The following is an 18295-nucleotide window of genomic DNA, read 5'->3' on the forward strand; positions in this document are numbered from 1 at the left end:
GGTGGGGCTGATGTTCCTACGTTGAAGCAGTTCCGCTTCCGGGACACCACCCCCACCTTCCGGAGAACCTCAGTGATGTCACGTCTGAAACTGGTCGGCCTGGTCGCCGTACCGGCACTGCTCGCCGCCGCCGTCCCCGCCGCCTACGCCGTCGGCACTCCCCAGCCGCACGCGACCTCGGCCGTGAACGGTGATGTCCTGAAGGGCCTGAACAAGAACGCGACCCGCACCGGCAACGTCGCCGCGGGGAAGCGGATATCGGTGGCGATCAGCCTGGCTCCCAGAGACGCCAAGGCACTCGACACCTTCGTGGCGAAGGTCAGCGACCCGCGGTCGAGTTCCTACGGCCACTACCTGACGAAGCACCAGTTCGCCGCGCGCTTCGGCCGGACCGATGCCGAGGTCAAGCACCTGAAGGAGTACCTGCGTTCGCAGGGGGTCACCGTCACCGCCGTCCACTCGGGGAACCTGCTGGTCGACGCCAGCGGCACCGCCGCCCAGCTGGAGAAGGCCTTCGGTACCAAGCTGTCGACCTGGAAGGACGCCTCGTCGGGGCGCTCGTTCTACGCCAACGACACCGCGCCGACCCTGCCGACCGCCATCGCCTCCCTCGTCAGCGACGTGGCCGGACTCAACAACCGCGTCCAGCTGCACCACCAGGCGCCCTCCACCGTGACCCCCCACAACGGCCCGGGCGGCGGCTACACCCCGGCGCAGCTCAAGGGCGGTTACAACGTCTCCGGTACGTACACCGGCAGCGGCCAGAAGCTCGCGCTGATCGAGTTCGACGGCTTCCAGCAGTCCAACATCACCAAGTACGACACCAACTACAGCCTGGGCTCGCCCACCCCGACGGTGCAGACGGTGGACGGCGGCTCGGGCGCGCTCGGCGACGGCCAGGTCGAGGTCGAGCTGGACATCGAGGTCCTGCACGCGATCGCGCCCAAGGCGAACGTCACGGTCTTCGAGGGCCCCAACTCCGACGCGGGCGAGGTCGACACCTACCAGGCCATCGTCGACAGCGGCATCCCGACCACCTCGATCAGCTGGGGCGCCGCCGAGAGCGCGCGCACCACCTCCAACATCAACGCCGTTGACGCCGTCTTCAAGGCGGGCGCCGCCCAGGGCCTCGGCTTCTACGCGGCCTCCGGAGACAGCGGCTCCGACGACGCCGGCAACGGCGGCACCTCCGTCGACTACCCGGCCAGCGACCCGTACGTCACGGGCGTCGGCGGCACCAAGCTGACGGTCACCTCGTCCAACGTCTGGAGCAAGGAGGTGGCCTGGTCCGGAGGCGGCGGCGGAAAGTCCTCCGTCTTCAAGATCCCCAGCTGGCAGACCGCGGTACAGAAGAGCGCCGGTGGCGGCTACCGCCAGGTGCCGGACGTCTCGGCCCACGCCAACCCCAGCCCCGGCGTCTCGGTCTACTCGCAGGGCTCCTGGACCGCGGTCGGTGGCACCAGCGCCGCCGCACCCGAATGGGCGGCGTTCGCCGCGCTGTACAACCAGCAGGCCGCGGCCGCCGGCAAGGCCAACCTCGGCTTCGCCAACCCCGCCCTCTACACGGCGAACGGCACCGGCTTCCACGACATCACCAGCGGCAGCAACGGCGCCTACTCCGCGGCCACCGGCTGGGACTTCACCAGCGGATGGGGCTCGTACAACGCGGCGACACTGGCGAGCAAGCTGCTCGGCTGACCCCCGCAGACCGAAGGCCGACCAATGAGGCGCGGGCCGGGATCACTCCCGGCCCGCGCTACGGGTCCGTTCCTCAAGGCACCCACGGGCTTCGTGTTCACGAGCCGGCTCTCGTGGGCCTGCGAGGAGGGACCGCCACTGACCGATCGGCCGGCAAAGGGCCGGCCTGGGAGGAAATCCCTCCCGAGCCGGCCCTTCTGCCTGTGCCGCGCTCGGGGCCCTCTGTTCATCAGGCGCCGAAGACCTGGAACTCCGAGACCTGCCCGGCCGGCCAGCCGTTGTTGGCGGTGAAGGTGAGGCGTACGTAGCGGGTGGTGGCGGTGGAGGGGACCGTGAGGGTCGCGGTGTTGCCGGTTGCCGGGTCGAAGGTGTAGCCCGCCGGGGCGAGAAGCTGGGCGAAGGTGCCGCCGTCCGTGCTGCCCTGGACGGAGATGGTCTGGGTACGGGTGGCCCAGGCGGTGGCCGGGGGAAGGTGGAGGACGATCCGTTTGACACCGGTCGTGGCGCCCAGATCGACCTGGACCCACTGCGGGAAGGCGTTGTTGGCGGACTCCCAGTAGGTGTTGGTGTCGCCGTCGGTCGCGTTGCCCGAGCCGTAGGTCTGGGTGTGGCTGCTCTCCGAGGTGGGGCGGTGGAGGGCGAGGTCGGTCGTGCTGGATGGGGGGTCGGTGGTGACGGTGACCTGGTTGGAGGGCTGCGACACGTTTCCCGCCGCGTCGAGGGCGACGACGTCGAAGGTGTACGCGGTGGACGCGCCGAGTCCGTTGACGGTGAGAGAGGTTGCGCTGGTGGTGCCCACCTGTGTGCTGGTCGAGCCGGACACCCGCAGGACGCGGTAGCCGGTCACGCCGACGTTGTCGGTCGACGTGTTCCAGGCCAGCGAGACGGAGTCGCTGGTGTGCCCGGTGACGGTCAGGGCAGTCGGCGCGGCGGGCGGTGTGGTGTCACCGCCGGTGGGAACGACCGGCTGGGTGGGGCGGGTGGCGGTCAGCGCGATCTGGCCCTTGAGCATGCGGCCGCCGTCGCCGGTCAGGCGAAGGTAGTAGTCGGCGGAGCAGGCGGTGCCGTCCTCGTCGAGGGCGAGGAATCCGGAGTCGGTGGGCACCCACGCCTGGGTCTCGGCGGTCTTCGCGATCTGGTTGCCCTCGTTGTACTCGTCGAACATCGAGATGTAGATGCCCTGCACCCCGGCCCGCACCACGTTGTAGAACTGCCGCCACATGAAGTCGCCGTGCGCGCGCTGCCGGCCGGAGACGTCGCCGGGCAGGACGCAGGGCTGGTAGTCGATGCCGTTGGCGTTGCAGTCGGCCTGGTCGGGGACGGTGTAGGTGGTGTAGGCGTTGTCGGCCTCGGTCACGTTGCCGATGGCGCCGACCATCCACGGCGAGATCATGTTGAAGGCGTGGTAGACACCCAGGAAGCCGGGCTGCGAGCCCCCGGTGCCGGTCCGCCATTCGCGCGGGACACCGCCGATGACGTAACAGCCTTGTCCCTTGAACCAGTTGACGACGTCGAGGCAGGCGTCGGCGGTGAAGGGGTGGTTGGGGTCGTTGAAGCCGAAGCCCCAGATGCAGACGACCGGCTTGCCGTTCTGCTTCGCGTACGCCGAGGACGCGGTGTGCGCGGACATCTTGGCCGTCCAGTCCGTCTTGATCTCGGACTGCATGTTCGTCCAGTTGGAGACGTCGTACATGATGTAGAACTTCCGCCCGTACGACTCGGCGGCGCCGCGCACCTTGGTCGCCATGGCGTCGCGGGTGGGGCCCTCTCCGCCGGTGGGGTTGAAGCGCTGGAGTGCCGCGGTGTCGATGTTGTTCTGCTGCATCCACAAGAAGTGCGTGTTCACCGTCTGTTGGTCGTACGAGGAGAACAGCGTGGCGGGCCGGCCGTTGCCGAGGGCGGCGTACGACGTCTGGTACGTCCTGGTGTAGTCCCGCGTATCGGGCCAGCATTTGATGCCGGTGTTGGACGGGGACGGCGGCTGGCCCCAGTTCTGGGTCCAGTGCCACCAGCCGTTGATGGGCGCGCCGTCGCCGATGCAGGCGAACCAGCCCTGGTAGCCGACGCTGATCCTGCCGACCACGTCGCCCGGCGCACTGGCTGCCGACGCGGTCGGGGCGAGTGCGGTCTCGGCGGCTCCCACCGTGCCCACCGCGGTGGCCGTGATCGCGGCCCGTAAGAAGACTCTGCGTGTGACACCCATCTGTACTCCTTCCGGTGGTCGGTGCCGCCGAGCGCGCCCGCGCTCGGCGGCACCATCGAGTCAGGTCAGGTGTTCCAGACCTGGAACTCCGAGATCTGACCGGCCGGCCAGCCGTTGTTCGCCGTGATGTTCACCCGGACGTATCGCTGGGTGGTCGCGGTGAACGTGATGGTGACCGTGTTGTTGGTGGTGGGGTCGAAGGTGTACGTGGCCGACGACTTGATGGTGGTGAAGGCGGAGCCGTCGGTGCTGCCCGACAGGGACAGCGTCTGGTTGCGGGCGCCCCAGCCCGCAGGGAGTTGGAGGACGACGCGGCTCGCACTCTGTGCGGAACCGAGGTCCACCTGGACCCACTGCGGAAAGGCGTTGTTGGCGCTCTCCCAGTACGAACCCTGGTTGCCGTCCGTCACGTTCGACGAGGCGTACACGTCGGTGTGGCTGGACTCGGTGGTGGCCGCGCCGGCTGCCAGGTTCCTGCTCACCGTGCCGGCGCCGGTGCCGGTCAGCGCGACCGTGGTCGTGCCGTTCGACGCGTTGCTGGCGATGCTGAGATCGCCGGTGCGGGTGCCGGACGCGGTGGGCCTGAAGGTGACGTTCACCGTGCAGGAGGCGTTCGCCGCGATCGATGTCCCGCAGTTGTTGGTCTGCGAGAAGTCACCCGTGACGGTGATGCCGGAGACGGTCGCGGCCGCGGTTCCGGTGTTGGTCACCGTGACCGTCTGCGCGCTGCTGGAGGTGTTGAGCGCCTGGGTGGGATACGTCAGCGAGGTCGGGTCGGCCGACAGGGTCGCCGGCGAGGAGCCGCCGCCGCTGGGGAACACCTCGAAGTCCGACAACTGGGCGGCTTTCCAGCCTGTGTTGGCGGTGATGTTCACCCGCACGTACCTCGCCGTGGCGGCGCTGAACGTGATGGTCACCGTGTTGTTGTTGGCGTTCGGGTCGAAGGTGTACCCGGCCGATGCCTTGATCGTGGAGAAGCTCGAACCGTCCGTGGATCCCTGCACCGACAGCGTCTGCGTGCGAGCCGACCACGCCGTCGCCGGCGGGAGCTTGAGCACGGCCTTGCCCACGCTGTAGTTCTGGCCGAGGTCGACCTGGGCCCATTGCGGGAACGAACCGTTCGTGCCCTCCCAGTACGTGGACGCGTCCGGGTCGGTGAGGTTCGAGGCGACGTACGGGCTGTTGCCCGAACTCGCCGTCGCCGGCCGCCCGGCGGCGACATTGGTGGTGCTGTCGATGCCGCTGCCGGTCAGGGAGACGACGGTCGGGCTGTTGTTGGCGTTGCTGGTGACGGTCAGGTTGCCGGTACGGGATCCGCCCGCGGTGGGCTTGAACCCGACGTTCACCGTGCAGGACGCGCCGACCGCGAGGGTGGAGCAGTTGTTGGTCTGGCTGAAGTCACCGGTCGCCGCGACGGCCGAGACGGTCGCCGACGCGGTGCCCGAGTTCGTCACCTTCACCGCTTGCGCGGTGGCCGACGAGCCGACCACCGTGGCGTCGAAGGCCAGGCTAGCCGGGTCGGTGTTCAGGACCGGGCCGGGCGCGGTGCCGGTACCGGAGAGGCTGACCGTGTTGGTGATCCCGCCCGCGTTGACGGTCAGAGATCCGCTACGGCTGCCGGTCGCCGTCGGCGCGAACTTCACGCTGATGGTGCACGAGCCGTTCGCCGCGATCGACGAGCCGCATGTGTTGGTCTGGGAGTAGTCGCCGCCGGCGGAGATCGACGAGACGGACGCGGCGGTGTTGGTCGGGTTGGAGACCGTCACGGTCTGCGCCACGCTCGTCGAACCGGTCGGGACCGAACCGAAGTTGAGCGCGCCGGGGGTGGCCGTCACGCCTTCGGACGGGTAGGGCGGGTAGACCGGGGCCGGCCAACCGCCGCAGTACGGGGTGCCGCTGATGCCGGAGTTGCCGCCGCCGTCGGTGACGACGAAGTTCCCGCCCGAGCAGTTGTACACCGGGGACGAGTAACCGACGCCGGTCGCGGTGACGTTGGTGAACTTCGCCGCGCCGCCGGTCTGTTCCTGCAGGGCGAAGGTTCCGGTGCCGGCGATGGTCACGTTGTTGAGGTTGACCCCGCTGATGGTGCCTTCGACCCACTGGACGGCTTCGTACGGGCTCTGCTGGATCAGCGCGTTGGTCACGTTGACCGGGCCGGTGATCGCGCCCTGGCTGCCGTCGAACCACAGTGCGCCGACGCCGAACTGCCAGTTCGGGTCGAGGCTGCCGGCCCGGATCATGGTGTTGTCGGAGATCGTGGTGGTGCCGACCGGCGTCGACGTGAAGCGCTGCCCGACGTGGATGCCGCCGCCCTGGGCGAGGCCGGTGTCCACCACCCGGTTGCCGCTGACGGTGTTGTCGTGGCCGCCGTAGATCGCGATGGCGTTGGCGAGGATCTGCAGGGACACGGTGTTGTCGGAGATCGTGTCGTTGGCGTCGGCACCGATGCCGGAGTCCGCCCAGGTGGCGATGCCGTCGTCACCGGTGTTGCGGATGTCGCTGTTGGTCACCTTCGAGTTGGTGACGGCGCCGTGGAAGTTGATGCCGTCGGCGGTGGTGTCGCGGATGCGCATGCCGCTGAACGTCAGCCCGTCCATCGGCCCGTCCATCCAGGCGCCGACCTTCATGTGGTCGATCCACAGGTTGGAGACGGTCGAGTTGCTCATCGCGCCGCCGATGCCGTTGACCTGGGCGCTGTCGTCGCGTTCCTGCACATTGCCGAAGATCGCGAAGTTCTGGAGGTGCACGCCGGTACTGGCCGAGGGTGCGGAGCTGCCGTAGAAGCCGGGTGCCGTGCCGGTGACGGTCGAGTACCACATGCCGGCGCCGGCGATCGTGACGTTGTTGACGCTGATGTGGCCGGGGATGTTGTAGGTGCCCGGCGGGATCCACACGGTGCCGCCGGGGCCGGCCGCGCTGATCGCGGCGTTGAACGCGCTGGTCGCGTCGCTCACACCGGTGGAGTCGGCGCCCTTGCTGGTCACCGACACCGACCCCGAGGGTGCGTTCAGGGCGGCGCCGACCTGCTCGAAGTCGGCGAAGTCGATCGTGTACGAGGAGGCGGTGTCCCCTGAATCGACCTGCAGCTTGAAGGTCGTTCCCGCCGGATAGGTGGTGGAGAACAGGCGGTGGGCCTCGTCGAAGAAGTGGTGCGGGTTGCTGCCCGGCGAGTTGGTGAAGGGGTAGCTGCCGTAGTACCAGCTGTAGGCGTTGGTCAGGGTGAAGTCGGGCTGCTTGACGCCGTTGACGTACAGGGACAGCGAGGCGGTGTAGACCGAGCCGCCCGAGGTGTCGGGGATGCTGTACCGGAAGTTGATCGAGTTGGTCGCCACCGGCGTGGTGAACGTGACGTACTCGCCGGTGCCCTGGAGCGTCGTCGCCTTGCGGTACGACGCCTCGTCGGCCAACTGGCCCTGGGTGTAACTCGGGCCGATGGACGCGCCGTTGGTGGCGGAGTTCTCCGCCTGCACCTCGACGTACGGCAGGCTCGCGCCGCTGCCGCCGGTGGCAGCGGTCGCCGCCCAGGCAGGTGGGACAGTCAGAGCGAAGACGCCGAAGGCAGCCACCATCGCGGTGCTGACCGCCCAGACGAGGGCTCGTCTCAGATCTCGGATGGAATGGAACACGTGCCACTCCTTTCATCGCGAAATGCCGGAACCGTGCCGCCGACACCGCCAGAGAGGGAGGAACGGGCTCAAGGGGAGACGGGAGACAGAGGAGGGCAGGGGGTGCGGACGACGCGAGGGGGACCGTAATATCCTCGACATGGACGCGCAAGAACTAGACAGAACATTGCAACAATAAAAATGCCGCCTGCAAGATCTAATGCTCCACCTTGAGGCCGCGTCCAGCACCGGGCCCCACACATGGCAGTACCGCCGGACGGGGCGTCCGACGGTACTTACCGCGAGGAGGGCGGGGTCAGGAGGTACAGAAAGGGTGAGCCTGGACTGCCCTCCGTCACGATCGAGCCACTCGAGTTATTGCAAGTTTCTTACTTAAGTCCGCAAATATCGGATGGGGCACGCATGGCCTCTCGGCGCCTTGCGGGTGCGGAGATTGCACCCCAACCGAGCACCGCCCGCAGGTCACGCTCCGCCCCCGACCGCTGCCGCTGCCGCTGCCGCTGCCGGCCTATCCGTGGTGGCCGGGGGCAAGCGGGGCGCCGGCAGCGCGCACTACGTCGGCGATCCAGGCCATGGCCTCGGGCACGTCGTAGTTGCCGGCGTGCGGCCTGTTCCAGGCGAGCTGGTAGTCGACGTTCTTGACCTGCTTGTCCGCTTCGAGGGCGCGGTCGAGGTTGAGCGAGATGATGAACGAGGTGTCCCGGTCACGGGTGCCGTTGCGGACGTACCAGTTCGGCGCGGTGTCGGCACCGGTGCCGACGAAGTCCATCGGGTTGATCAGGTGGACCTGGTCGTCGACGGTGGTGCTCTTCTCGCTGGTGTACTGGTCCCAGGTCAGCCCGGTGTCGTCGGTGCCGCTTCCGTCGCCGGCGACATTGTTGTGATTCCAGCTGTACTCGGTGTAGTTCATGTACTTCTGGGTCGGCGGGCCGAAGAGGTTGGTCTCCGTGCCGCTGGTGGTGTTGCCGTTGACGCCCACGGCGTCGAAGGCGGGAGTCGTCTTGAGGACGGCCTGGGTGGCGACGAAGGCGAGGTACTTCGCCATGTCGACAGAGAGCACCTTGCCGGTCACGTTGTCGGCGTCGATCCAGTCGTTGACGTACGACTTGGTGGTGGGCGGGCCTCCGGGGCCACCGGACTGGATCTCGAAGGTGCCGCCCAGAGGCGGAATCGTGTTGGCGGGATCCGCCTTCAGGTAGGTCTCCGCGGAGCGGATGACCTCTTTCCTGATGGTGTCGAGCATGTTCGCGGCGGTGAGCCGGGAGCCGTCGGGATTGCGCAGCCCGAGGCTCTTCTCGTACGCGGGAAACTGGGCCGCGATGGCCGCGGCGTCCGCAGGTGAGGGGTTCTCACCGGAGGTGTCGCGGGTGCCGAGGATGTTGTACAGCCACTCATAGGCGATGTCGGCGTTGCCGAGGTCGGTGATCGGGCAGTACGCGTTGACGGCGAAGACGTCGTCGCGCAGGGTGCTTCGGCCCTTCGCATCGATGCCCGCGGCGCCGATCGCGGCGAGGTAGGGGTCGTACTCGGTGCTGTTGCCGGACGCGCCCAGGATCGAGGACAGGGCGCCGCCGCCGCTGGTGCCGTTCACGACGATCCGCTCGGAACTGCCGGGCATCGCCGCGTCGTTGAGGCGCAGGTAGCGGACGGCGGCCTTGGCGTCGACCACCGCGGCAGGCGCTTTGCCGGGAGACGTGCCGTCGGCGCCGATCAGTCCGCGGCTGCGGTTGGCGACGTCGGCGAAGACATAGCCGGCCTTCAGCGCGGCGCCGACGTTGCTCGTCGCGCTGTCGTAGGAGGTGCCGTCGGTCACGCTCGCCTTGATGTAACTGGCCATCCAGCCGCCGTTGTTCACCGCGAAGTAGATCGGCGCCTGCTGGTTGCCGAAGGCGCTTTCGGGGACGAAGACGTTCATACTCTCGTAGCCGCAGGCGGTGTTGGGGATCGTGGTGCTGCCGCCGCCGGGACCGCCGGGTTGCTGCGGCGCCGCGGCGACCGGGTTCGCGACGTAGCAGATCTCCTTGTACCAGCGCACGTTCAGCGGCTCGCCGTCGACCGAGACGGTGATCGTCGTGTAGGCGGTGGAGTCGAAGGCCAGCGCGGTGTCCTGCGGGTCCGCGGCATGGCCGCTCTCCCGCGAGAGGGCCGCACCGGTGCCGGCAGCCGCGAAGGAGGCAGGCACCGGGGCGACGGTGAGCACGAGGGATCCCGTGATCGCCACGACTCTCAGGAAGTCTCTACCGATCACAGGGCGTCCATCACGCCTGCCCGTCGCTCGCGTCAGTGCATCGCGTCCGAAGGACGCGGAGAGCCGCTGCATGGGGGTCTCCCCTCGTTGAGCACCAAGTGCTCCGCCAATGCCTTGGGGCCAAGGCGTGATGGACGCTACAAGATTGTTAACAATATACCTAGCGATCTATCGGACACTTTTGCTGACACTTTTCCCCTCTGGACTTCCGGACAGCTCTCGGCCGGCCGAAATGCTCCGTTTCCAGGTTGCACGGGTCCCCCGCCCGGCGGCGCGCCACGGCCCCAGTGGTCCCGCGCAGGAGGCCCGCGCCAGGGCCCATGGGGCGGCTACTGCCCGGCCCCCCACCGCACCGGCGCCATCTGCTTCGACATGATGCTCACCAGTTCGTACGCCGCGTGGCTGGCGGCGACGGAGGTGATGTCGGCGTGGTCGTAGGCGGGGGCGACCTCGACGAGGTCGGCGGAGACCAGCTTGCAGTCGCTGAGGCCCCGCAGGATCTCCAGCAGTTCGCGGGAGGTCAGTCCGCCCGCTTCCAGGGTGCCCGTGCCGGGGGCGTGCGCGGGGTCGAGGACGTCGATGTCGATGGAGATGTAGAGCGGGCGGTCGCCGACGCGCTGGCGCAGCTGGTCGACGACCTCGTCGACGCCGCGCCGCATCACGTCGGCGGAGGTGACGATGCCGAAGCCGAGCTTGGCGTCCTCGTCGAGGTCCTGCTTGCCGTAGATGGGTCCGCGGGTGCCGACGTGCGAGAGGGCGGAGGTGTCGACGATGCCCTCCTCGACGGCCCGCCGGAAGGGCGTGCCGTGGGTGAACGCCTGGCCGAAGTAGTCGTCCCAGGTGTCCAGGTGGGCGTCGAAGTGGAGGACGGCGACCGGACCGTGCTTCTTGGCGACGGCGCGCAACAGGGGCAGCGCGATGGTGTGGTCACCGCCCAGCGTCATCAACCGGGCTCCGGTGGCGAGGAGTTCGTCGGCGCCGGCCTCGATGGTCTCGACGGCCTCGTCGAGGTTGTAGGGGTTGGCGGTGATGTCGCCGGCGTCCGCGACCTGGCTGTAGTGGTAGGGGTAGACGTCCTGCGCGGGGTTGTACGGGCGCAGTGTGCGGGAGGCCTCGCGGATGGCGTTGCTGCCGAAGCGGGCGCCGGGCCGGTAGGTGACGCCCCCGTCGAAGGGCACCCCGACGACGGCGACCTCCGCCTTGTCCACCTGGTCGAGCCGGGGCACCCGCCCGAACGTCGCGAGGCCCGCGAAGTGGACGGTGCGGTCCGACTCCACCGGCGGCACCGGCGGGGTCACTCCATTGGGGTGGGCGGTCATGGTGGGATCGGTACCTTTCCGGTGGCTTACTGGGGCGGGTTGCCGTGCTTGCGGGACGGCAGGTCCGCGTGCTTGGTCCGGAGCATGGCGAGGGACTTGATCAGCACCTCACGGGTCCCGGCCGGGTCGATGACGTCGTCGACCAGACCGCGCTCCGCCGCGTAGTACGGGTGCATCAGCTCGGCCTTGTACTCCTTGACCATGCGCGCCCGCATGACCTCGGGGTCCTCCGCCTCGGCGATCTGACGGCGGAAGATGACGTTGGCGGCACCCTCGGCGCCCATCACGGCGATCTCGTTCGTCGGCCAGGCGTAGGTGAGGTCCGCCCCGATGGACTGGCTGTCCATGACGATGTAGGCACCTCCGTACGCCTTGCGCAGGATGAGAGAGATCCGCGGCACCGTCGCGTTGCAGTACGCGTAGAGCAGCTTCGCGCCGTGCCGGATGATCCCGCCGTGCTCCTGGTCCACGCCCGGCAGGAAGCCGGGTACGTCGAGGAGTGTCAGCAGGGGGATGTTGAAGGCGTCGCACAACTGCACGAAGCGTGCGGCCTTTTCACTGGCCTCGATGTCCAGGACCCCGGCGAGGGTCATCGGCTGGTTGGCCACGATGCCCACCACCTGGCCGTCGAGGCGGGCCAGCGCGCAGATGATGTTGCGGGCCCAGCGCTCGTGGACCTCCAGGTAGTCGCCGTCGTCGACGAGCTCCTCGATGACCTCGGTCATGTCGTACGGGCGGTTGCCGTCGGAGGGCACCAGGTCCAGCAGCACCTCGCCGCGCCGGTCGGCCGGATCGTCGGAGCGGACCGCCGGCGGGTTCTCCCGGTTGTTCTGCGGCAGCATCGACAGGAGGTAGCGCACCTCGGCGATGCAGGTCTCCTCGTCGTCGTACGCGAAGTGCGCCACACCCGACGTCTCCGCGTGGACGTCGGCGCCGCCCAGGCCGTTCTGGGTGATCTCCTCGCCGGTGACCGCCTTGACGACGTCCGGGCCGGTGATGAACATCTGCGAGGTCTCGCGGACCATGAAGACGAAGTCGGTGAGCGCGGGGCTGTAGGCCGCGCCGCCCGCGCACGGGCCGAGCATCACCGAGATCTGCGGGATGACACCCGAGGCTCGCGTGTTGCGCCGGAAGATACCGCCGTAACCGGCGAGCGCGCTCACGCCCTCCTGGATACGGGCGCCCGCGCCGTCGTTCAGCGACACCAGCGGCGCGCCGGCCGCGATCGCCTTGTCCATGATCTTGTGGATCTTCTGCGCGTGCGCCTCGCCCAGCGCGCCGCCGAAGATCCGGAAGTCGTGCGCGTAGACGAAGACCGTCCGGCCCTCGACCGTGCCCCAGCCGGTGATGACACCGTCCGTGTACGGCTTCTTCGCCTCCAGACCGAAGCCCTGGGCCCGGTGCCGGCGAAGCTGCTCGACCTCCACGAACGAGTCCGGATCCAGCAGCAGCTCGATCCGCTCCCGGGCGGTCAGCTTGCCCTTGGCGTGCTGCGCCTCGGTCGCCCTCTCGCTCGGTCCGCGTACGGCGGCTTCACGAACGGCGCACAACTCGGCAACCCTGCCGTTGTTCGTCGTGGCGCTCCCCTGTGCCGAAGCGCTTTCCCGGATCGTCGACATGCACCATCCCCAATCCGGCCCGGCGGTGCGGGCGACTCTGCGGTCCGGTGGGCGCCGAACGCCCACCTCGGTAATTGAAGTGGCCTGGGCAATGGGCCCGACACCGCTGTCCACCCCTACTCTCGGCGCGATCACCCCTAGAAGATGAGGGGTCAATTGCGGCTGGCCATCGGCCGGTTCTCCGCACCGCCGCCATTTCTTGAGGTTTCCCTGAGGTTCGGGGCCCTTGTGACATCCTTACCCACCTGACCAGCGTTGATCCCACCCAAGAGGTAACTGGGCGTTCATTCTTCGGAGTTACCGGGGAAACGGGACGAGGCTAAGCTGCAATGGCGTGGACGAAAGCGTGTGCCGTGACGTTGGTACAGTTCGAGAAACCCGCCGAACGAGGAGAACCTGGGGTGTCGTGGGGCCTGGGACACGCGCGGTGAATTCCCGCTGCATCCCATACGAGTTGGCCTGACACCTCCGTATCGTGCGGGGACGGGGAGACCGGGCGGGGATGCGGCACCGCGTCCCGCCGGCGCCATTTCGCATACAACGGAGAGGCTTTCGCGGCTGTGATGGTGGAGCGGGACGAAGAGATAGGAAGGCTGACCTCGTTCATATCAGGGGCGGCCTCCGGCGCCGCTCCCGGTGCCGCCCGCGGGGCCGGGAGGATCGCGGTGATCAGCGGGCCCGTCGCCTCGGGCAAGACGGCTCTGCTCCACCGCGCGCTGGAGACCGCCGCGGACACCGGCCCGCACATGCTCACCGCGGTACCCTCGCCCGCGGAGCAGGCCGTCGCCTTCGGGGTGGTCGAGCAACTGCTGTGCGACGCCCCGGCCGTCGCCGGGTTGCCGCCGCTGCGCCCGCCCGTGCGGCCCACCGGTCCGGGCGCCCGGCGGGATGTCCCCCTCGACGTCCTGGAGGCGTTCAACGCCAGGCTGGCGACCGTACGGTCCCGGGGGCCGGTGCTGATCGCGATAGACGACGTGCAGTACGCCGACCCGCAGTCCTTGCACTGCCTGGCGCACGCGCTGCTGCGGGCCCCCTCGCCCGGCGCACCGATCTCCTTGATGGTGACGCACGACCCGTACGCCGGCGGCCCGGCCCCGCGCGTGCTGTCACAGCTGCTGCACCAGTGGCACGGCGTGCATCTGCGGCTGGCGCCGCTGAGCGTGGACGGCGTGGCACGACTGCTGACGGCGCGGGAGACCGGGCACGGCACCGGGACGACCGGGTCCGTACCGGCCGTACGGGCCACCGGTCAGCACACCCCGCGCCGCCCGGCCCGCCGCACCGCCCGGCAGACCGCCGCGCTGGCAGACACCCTGCACGCCGCGACCGGCGGCAACCCCCTGCTGGTCCTCGGCCTGTTGGAGGACCGCCTGGGCCGGCCGGGCGGCGAAGACCCCTACCACGTACCGGCCGCGGACACGGGCGACGGGCGCGACGGCGCGGACCCGCTGGAGGCGGACGGCGCCTTCGGGCCGCACCCGCCGACGGACCTCAACGAGCTGGGCGAGCCGGCGGCCGACCCACGGCTGTACCCGGACGGCGCCGCCGCGGCCGCCCCGGCCGTCCCGGGCACGGCCGACGAGCAGTTCCTGCGCAACGCGCTGATCTGCGTGCACCGCACCGGCCCCGACGGGCTGCGGGTGGCCCAGGGCATCGCGCTGCTGGGCTCGGCGGGCTCGATGGCGCTGCTGGCCCGGCTGGTGGAGGTCGAGGAACGCACCGCGGCCCGCGTGGTGAGCGCCCTGGACCGCGCGGGCGTGCTCGCCGGCACCCGCTTCCGGCACGGCGGCGTGGGGGCCGCCGTGGTGGAGAGCCTGACCGACGACGCGGTCACCCGGCTGCGGCTGCGCGCCGCCCGGCTGCTGTACGCGGACGGCGCCTCGCCCCTGGCGGTCGCCGCCCAGCTCCTCGCGCACGAGATGCCCGCGCCCGAGGAGGAGTGGGCGCCCCGGGTGCTGCGGGAGGCCGCGCGCGCCGCGCTGTCCGCGCAGCGCGTCGCCCTTGCGGTGCGCTGTCTGCGGCTGGCGGTGGACTGCTGCGCGGACGAGGCCGAGCGGATGCAGTTGCGCGCGGCGCTCACCCAGTACATCTGGCGGGTCAAACCCTCGGCGTGGGCACAGCAGTTGCGCTCGCTGCTCGGTGCGGTCCGCGAGGGTCTGCTGCCGCCGGCCGACACCCTGCGGCTCGTGCGCGACCTGCTGTGGAACGGCTGGACCGAGGACGCCTCGGGCGCGCTGTGCCAGGCGCTGGCGGAGGTGCCGGACGAGCCGGACGAGCCGCTCGCCGCTGAACTGCGCACCCTGTGGCTCCTGTTGGCCGACACCTACCCGACGGTCCTGGAGCAGCTCGGCGGGGCGCCGGTCGCCGCTGCCGACGCGGTCCTCGCCGGGGACCCGGTGGTGACGCCGGCCCATCCCCGGCTGGAGGCGGCGCGGGTGCTGCACGGGGTGCTGGGCGCGGGCGGGGCGGGTGAGGCGGCCGACGAGGAGCTCGCCGACAGTGCGGAGCGGCTGCTGGCCGCGACCCGGCTGACGGAGGAGACCCATCTGGGGATGCGGGCCTGTCTGCTGGCGCTGCTGTACGCGGACCGGCTGGGCACGGCGACCGTGTGGACGGACCGCCTGCTCGTGGAGGCGGCGGACCGGCGGGCGCCGGGCTGGACGGCGGTGCTGCGCGGGATGCGGGCGCACATGTCGCTGCGCCGGGGCTGCCTGGCGGAGGCCCGGCACATGGCGGAGCAGGCGCTGGAGCAACTGCCGCCGCACAGTTGGGGCGTGGGCGTGGGGATGCCGCTGGCCGCGCTGATCGAGGCGTGCACCGCGATGGGCGACCACGAGGCGGCGGGCGAGCTGGTGCGCCGGCCGGTGCCGGAGGCGATGCTGCGCACCCGCTACGGACTGCACTACCTCTACGCGCGCGGCAGGCACCGGCTGGCCACCGGCCGGCACCACGCGGCGCTGAACGACTTCGCCGCCTGCGGCGGGCTGATGCGGCGCTGGGACATGGACCGTTCGGCGCTGGTGCCGTGGCGGGTGGGCGTGGCCGAGGCGTGGCTGGCGCTGGGCGGCCACGAGCAGGCGGAACGATCCGCACGGGAACAGCTCGCCGGGGACGCCGGCCCCCGGGTGCGCGGGCTGGCGCTGCGGGTGCTCGCCACCGCCCGACCGGCCGCGGAGCGCCCGGCGCTGCTGGGCGAGGCGGTGTCGCTGCTCCAGGACAACGGCGACTGGTACGAGCTGGCGCGGGCGCTGAGCGACCTGGGTACGGCGTACAAGCAGCTCGGTGACACGGCCCAGTTCAAGCTGCACACCCGGCGGGCCCGCCGGATCGCCAAGGGCTGCGCGGCGCAGGAGCTGTACCGGGCGCTCCAGCCGGGCCAGGACCGCACGGACGGCCCGCAGCGGCAGACCGTTCCCGCGCAGGCCACCGGCGACGCGCCGGCGCGGCTCGCGGACCGCACCGTGGCGGCCCGCCCGGACGGGGCGGCGGATCCGGGCCGGCAGCACCCGGCGGCGCCGGCCTCGCTGACGGACGCCGAGCGCAGAGTGGCGGCGCTGGCCGCGCACGGGTACACCAACCGCGAGATCAGCGCCAAGCTCTTCATCACCGTCAGCACCGTGGAACAGCACCTCACCCGGGTCTACCGGAAGATCAACATAACGCACCGTCAGGATCTGCCGGTCAGTCTGGACACAGATGTCGCACACACCGCTTGACCCGTACGCCGCGGCCTCAGCCCCCGGCACCGGAGGAACCACCGCCCCGCGACTGCTCGCGGTCAGCGACCTGCACATCGGGATGGCCGACAACCGGCCCATCACGGAGTCGCTGCGCCCGGCGCACGAGGACGACTGGCTGATCGTGGCGGGGGACGTCGGCGAGCTGACCGACGACATCGCCTGGGCGCTGCGGCTGCTGGCGGGGCGCTTCGCCAAGGTGATCTGGACGCCGGGCAACCACGAGCTGTGGACCCCGCGCGAGGACCCGGTGCAGCTCCGCGGCGAGGCCCGCTACCGGCACCTGGTGGAGTTGTGCCGGGACCTGGGCGTGAGCACACCGGAGGACCCGTGGCCGGTGTGGCGCGGCCCGGGCGGCCCGGTCGCGGTCGCCCCGCTGTTCCTGCTGTACGACTACACCTTCCGGGTGCCGGGCACGACGACCAAGGAGGAGTCGCTGGCCAGGGCGCACGAGGCGGGCGTGGTGTGCACCGACGAGTACCTGCTGCACCCGGACCCGCACCCGACCCGCGACGCGTGGTGCCGGGTCCGGGTGGCGGAGACCCGGAAGCGGCTGCTGGCGCACGACCCGGCGGTGCCGCTGGTGCTGGTGAACCACTTCCCGCTGGTGCGCGAGCCCACGGACGTGCTGTGGCACCCGGAGTTCGCCCAGTGGTGCGGCACGGTGCTCACCGCCGACTGGCACCGCCGGTTCACCACCGCCGCGGTCGTCTACGGACATCTGCACATCCCGAGGACCACGTGGTACGACGGCGTGCGGTTCGAGGAGGTGTCGATCGGCTACCCGCGCGAGTGGCGTCGGCGCGGCCACCCCAGGGGTCTGCTGCGGCAGATCCTGCCCGAGCCCGGTCCGCAGGGGGCCGGCACCACGACCGGTGCGGAGGTCGGCACCACGACCGGTGCGGGGAGCGCCGCCGGGACGGGTGCGCGCCAGGCACAGGAGGCGGGAGCGTGATCGAGGCACTGCTGCCGGACACGGCCGCCGCGGCCGAGGCCTTCGGGCCGGACGGCTCGGCGACGCCGTACCCGGAGGAGGCGGAGCTGGTGGCCCGCACCACCGACCAGCGCCGCGAGGAGTTCACCACCGTACGGGCCTGCGCCCGCCGCGCGATGACGGCGCTGGGCCTGCCGCCCGCCCCGGTGCTGCCGGGCGTGCGCAACGTGCCCCGCTGGCCCGCGGGCGTGGTGGGCAGCATGACGCACTGCGCCGGCTACCGGGCGGCGGTGCTGGCCCGCGACACCGACCTGGCGATGGTCGGCATCGACGCCGAGCCGGACCGGCCGCTGCCCGAGGGGGTGCTGGAGTCGATCGCCCTGCCCCGCGAACTGGCCTGGGTGCGGGCCGGATCGGGCGGGCGGCTGTGCCGGGACCGGCTGCTGTTCAGCGCCAAGGAGGCCGTCTACAAGACCTGGTTCCCGGCACTGGGCAGCGAGTTGGACTTCGACGACGCCGACATCGCCTTCCGCGTCGAGCACGAGGACGCCCGTACGGGCACGGCGCACGGCGTCTTCGCGGCGCGTGTGCTGCGGCCCCGGCACGCCCCGGACGGCCGGCTGGTCGACCGCTTCGCGGGCCGCTGGCTGTCCGGGCGCGGCCTCGTCGTGACGGCGATCGCCGTGCCGGCCCGGCGGGCGGCGGCCGTGGCTCCCGGTACCCCGGGTGCGGGGCGCAACCAGGGTGGATAGGGGTTGTCGGGGTTTGCGGCCGGTCCCTAGCGTGAGGTGACCGGCACGACCGCGCCGGGCCCATCGCGGCGACCCGCCTTACGGGGCCCGGCCCGGCTCCGCGCGTTCCGGCTCAGCCGGAAGAGGTCTCCGGTTTCCCTGGAAACGATGTGGAATCGG

The 18295-nt window shown here is 70.6% G+C and carries 9 protein-coding genes; 4 read left to right on the top strand and 5 right to left on the bottom strand.

Translation table 11 applies throughout. The features are described from left to right. Window positions 1-75: 75 nt before the first annotated feature. A complete protein-coding gene (locus tag ACIQRL_RS31105; RefSeq protein WP_401337750.1) occupies window positions 76-1698 on the top strand; it encodes a protease pro-enzyme activation domain-containing protein in 1623 nt (540 codons plus the stop codon). 229 nt (window positions 1699-1927) lie between these two features. On the opposite strand, the gene ACIQRL_RS31110 is transcribed toward ACIQRL_RS31105, so the two are convergent. The 5 genes from ACIQRL_RS31110 to ACIQRL_RS31130 form a co-directional block, all read right to left on the bottom strand. Next, the gene (locus ACIQRL_RS31110; protein WP_401337752.1) at window positions 1928-3901 is read right to left on the bottom strand and encodes a discoidin domain-containing protein; all 1974 of its coding nucleotides are present in this window, start codon (window positions 3899-3901) and stop codon (window positions 1928-1930) included. A 65-nt stretch (window positions 3902-3966) separates the two neighbouring features. Beyond that, window positions 3967-7527: a choice-of-anchor D domain-containing protein gene (locus ACIQRL_RS31115; protein WP_401337754.1), complete on the bottom strand. Its 3561-nt coding sequence runs from the start codon at window positions 7525-7527 to the stop codon at window positions 3967-3969. A 508-nt stretch (window positions 7528-8035) separates the two neighbouring features. Then, window positions 8036-9748: a subtype B tannase gene (locus ACIQRL_RS31120; protein WP_401337756.1), complete on the bottom strand. Its 1713-nt coding sequence runs from the start codon at window positions 9746-9748 to the stop codon at window positions 8036-8038. Between the two features lie 356 nt (window positions 9749-10104). Next, window positions 10105-11094 carry an agmatinase gene (gene speB, locus ACIQRL_RS31125; RefSeq protein WP_401337758.1) on the bottom strand — a complete coding sequence of 330 codons (990 nt, stop codon included), beginning with the start codon at window positions 11092-11094 and terminating at the stop codon, window positions 10105-10107. A gap of 26 nt (window positions 11095-11120) precedes the next feature. After that, entirely contained in the window at window positions 11121-12713 is a 1593-nt protein-coding gene (locus ACIQRL_RS31130; RefSeq protein WP_401337760.1) for an acyl-CoA carboxylase subunit beta, read from the bottom strand. 563 nt (window positions 12714-13276) lie between these two features. Here ACIQRL_RS31130 and ACIQRL_RS31135 point away from each other — a divergent pair. The 3 genes from ACIQRL_RS31135 to ACIQRL_RS31145 are packed head-to-tail and all read left to right on the top strand — an operon-like array spanning window position 13277 to window position 18136. After that, a complete protein-coding gene (locus ACIQRL_RS31135; protein ID WP_401337762.1) occupies window positions 13277-16429 on the top strand; it encodes a LuxR C-terminal-related transcriptional regulator in 3153 nt (1050 codons plus the stop codon). Next, window positions 16410-17405 carry a metallophosphoesterase family protein gene (locus ACIQRL_RS31140; protein ID WP_401337764.1) on the top strand — a complete coding sequence of 332 codons (996 nt, stop codon included), beginning with the start codon at window positions 16410-16412 and terminating at the stop codon, window positions 17403-17405. Before ACIQRL_RS31135 ends, ACIQRL_RS31140 begins: the two co-directional genes overlap by 20 nt. Beyond that, on the top strand, window positions 17402-18136 hold the full coding sequence (locus tag ACIQRL_RS31145; RefSeq protein WP_401337766.1) for a 4'-phosphopantetheinyl transferase: 735 nt from the start codon (window positions 17402-17404) through the stop codon (window positions 18134-18136). Before ACIQRL_RS31140 ends, ACIQRL_RS31145 begins: the two co-directional genes overlap by 4 nt. Window positions 18137-18295 lie beyond the last annotated feature (159 nt).

Source organism: Streptomyces sp. NPDC091209, assembly GCF_044757755.1.
Lineage (GTDB): Bacteria > Actinomycetota > Actinomycetes > Streptomycetales > Streptomycetaceae > Streptomyces.

What these genes read in the sequence shown, in the direction of transcription:
- ACIQRL_RS31105 (WP_401337750.1), top strand. Translation starts at nt 76, where the DNA reads ATGTCACGTCTGAAACTGGTCGGCCTGGTCGCCGTACCGGCACTGCTC.
- ACIQRL_RS31110 (WP_401337752.1), bottom strand. Translation starts at nt 3,901, where the DNA reads ATGGGTGTCACACGCAGAGTCTTCTTACGGGCCGCGATCACGGCCACC.
- speB (WP_401337758.1), bottom strand. Translation starts at nt 11,094, where the DNA reads ATGACCGCCCACCCCAATGGAGTGACCCCGCCGGTGCCGCCGGTGGAG.
- ACIQRL_RS31130 (WP_401337760.1), bottom strand. Translation starts at nt 12,713, where the DNA reads ATGTCGACGATCCGGGAAAGCGCTTCGGCACAGGGGAGCGCCACGACG.
- ACIQRL_RS31135 (WP_401337762.1), top strand. Translation starts at nt 13,277, where the DNA reads ATGGTGGAGCGGGACGAAGAGATAGGAAGGCTGACCTCGTTCATATCA.
- ACIQRL_RS31140 (WP_401337764.1), top strand. Translation starts at nt 16,410, where the DNA reads ATGTCGCACACACCGCTTGACCCGTACGCCGCGGCCTCAGCCCCCGGC.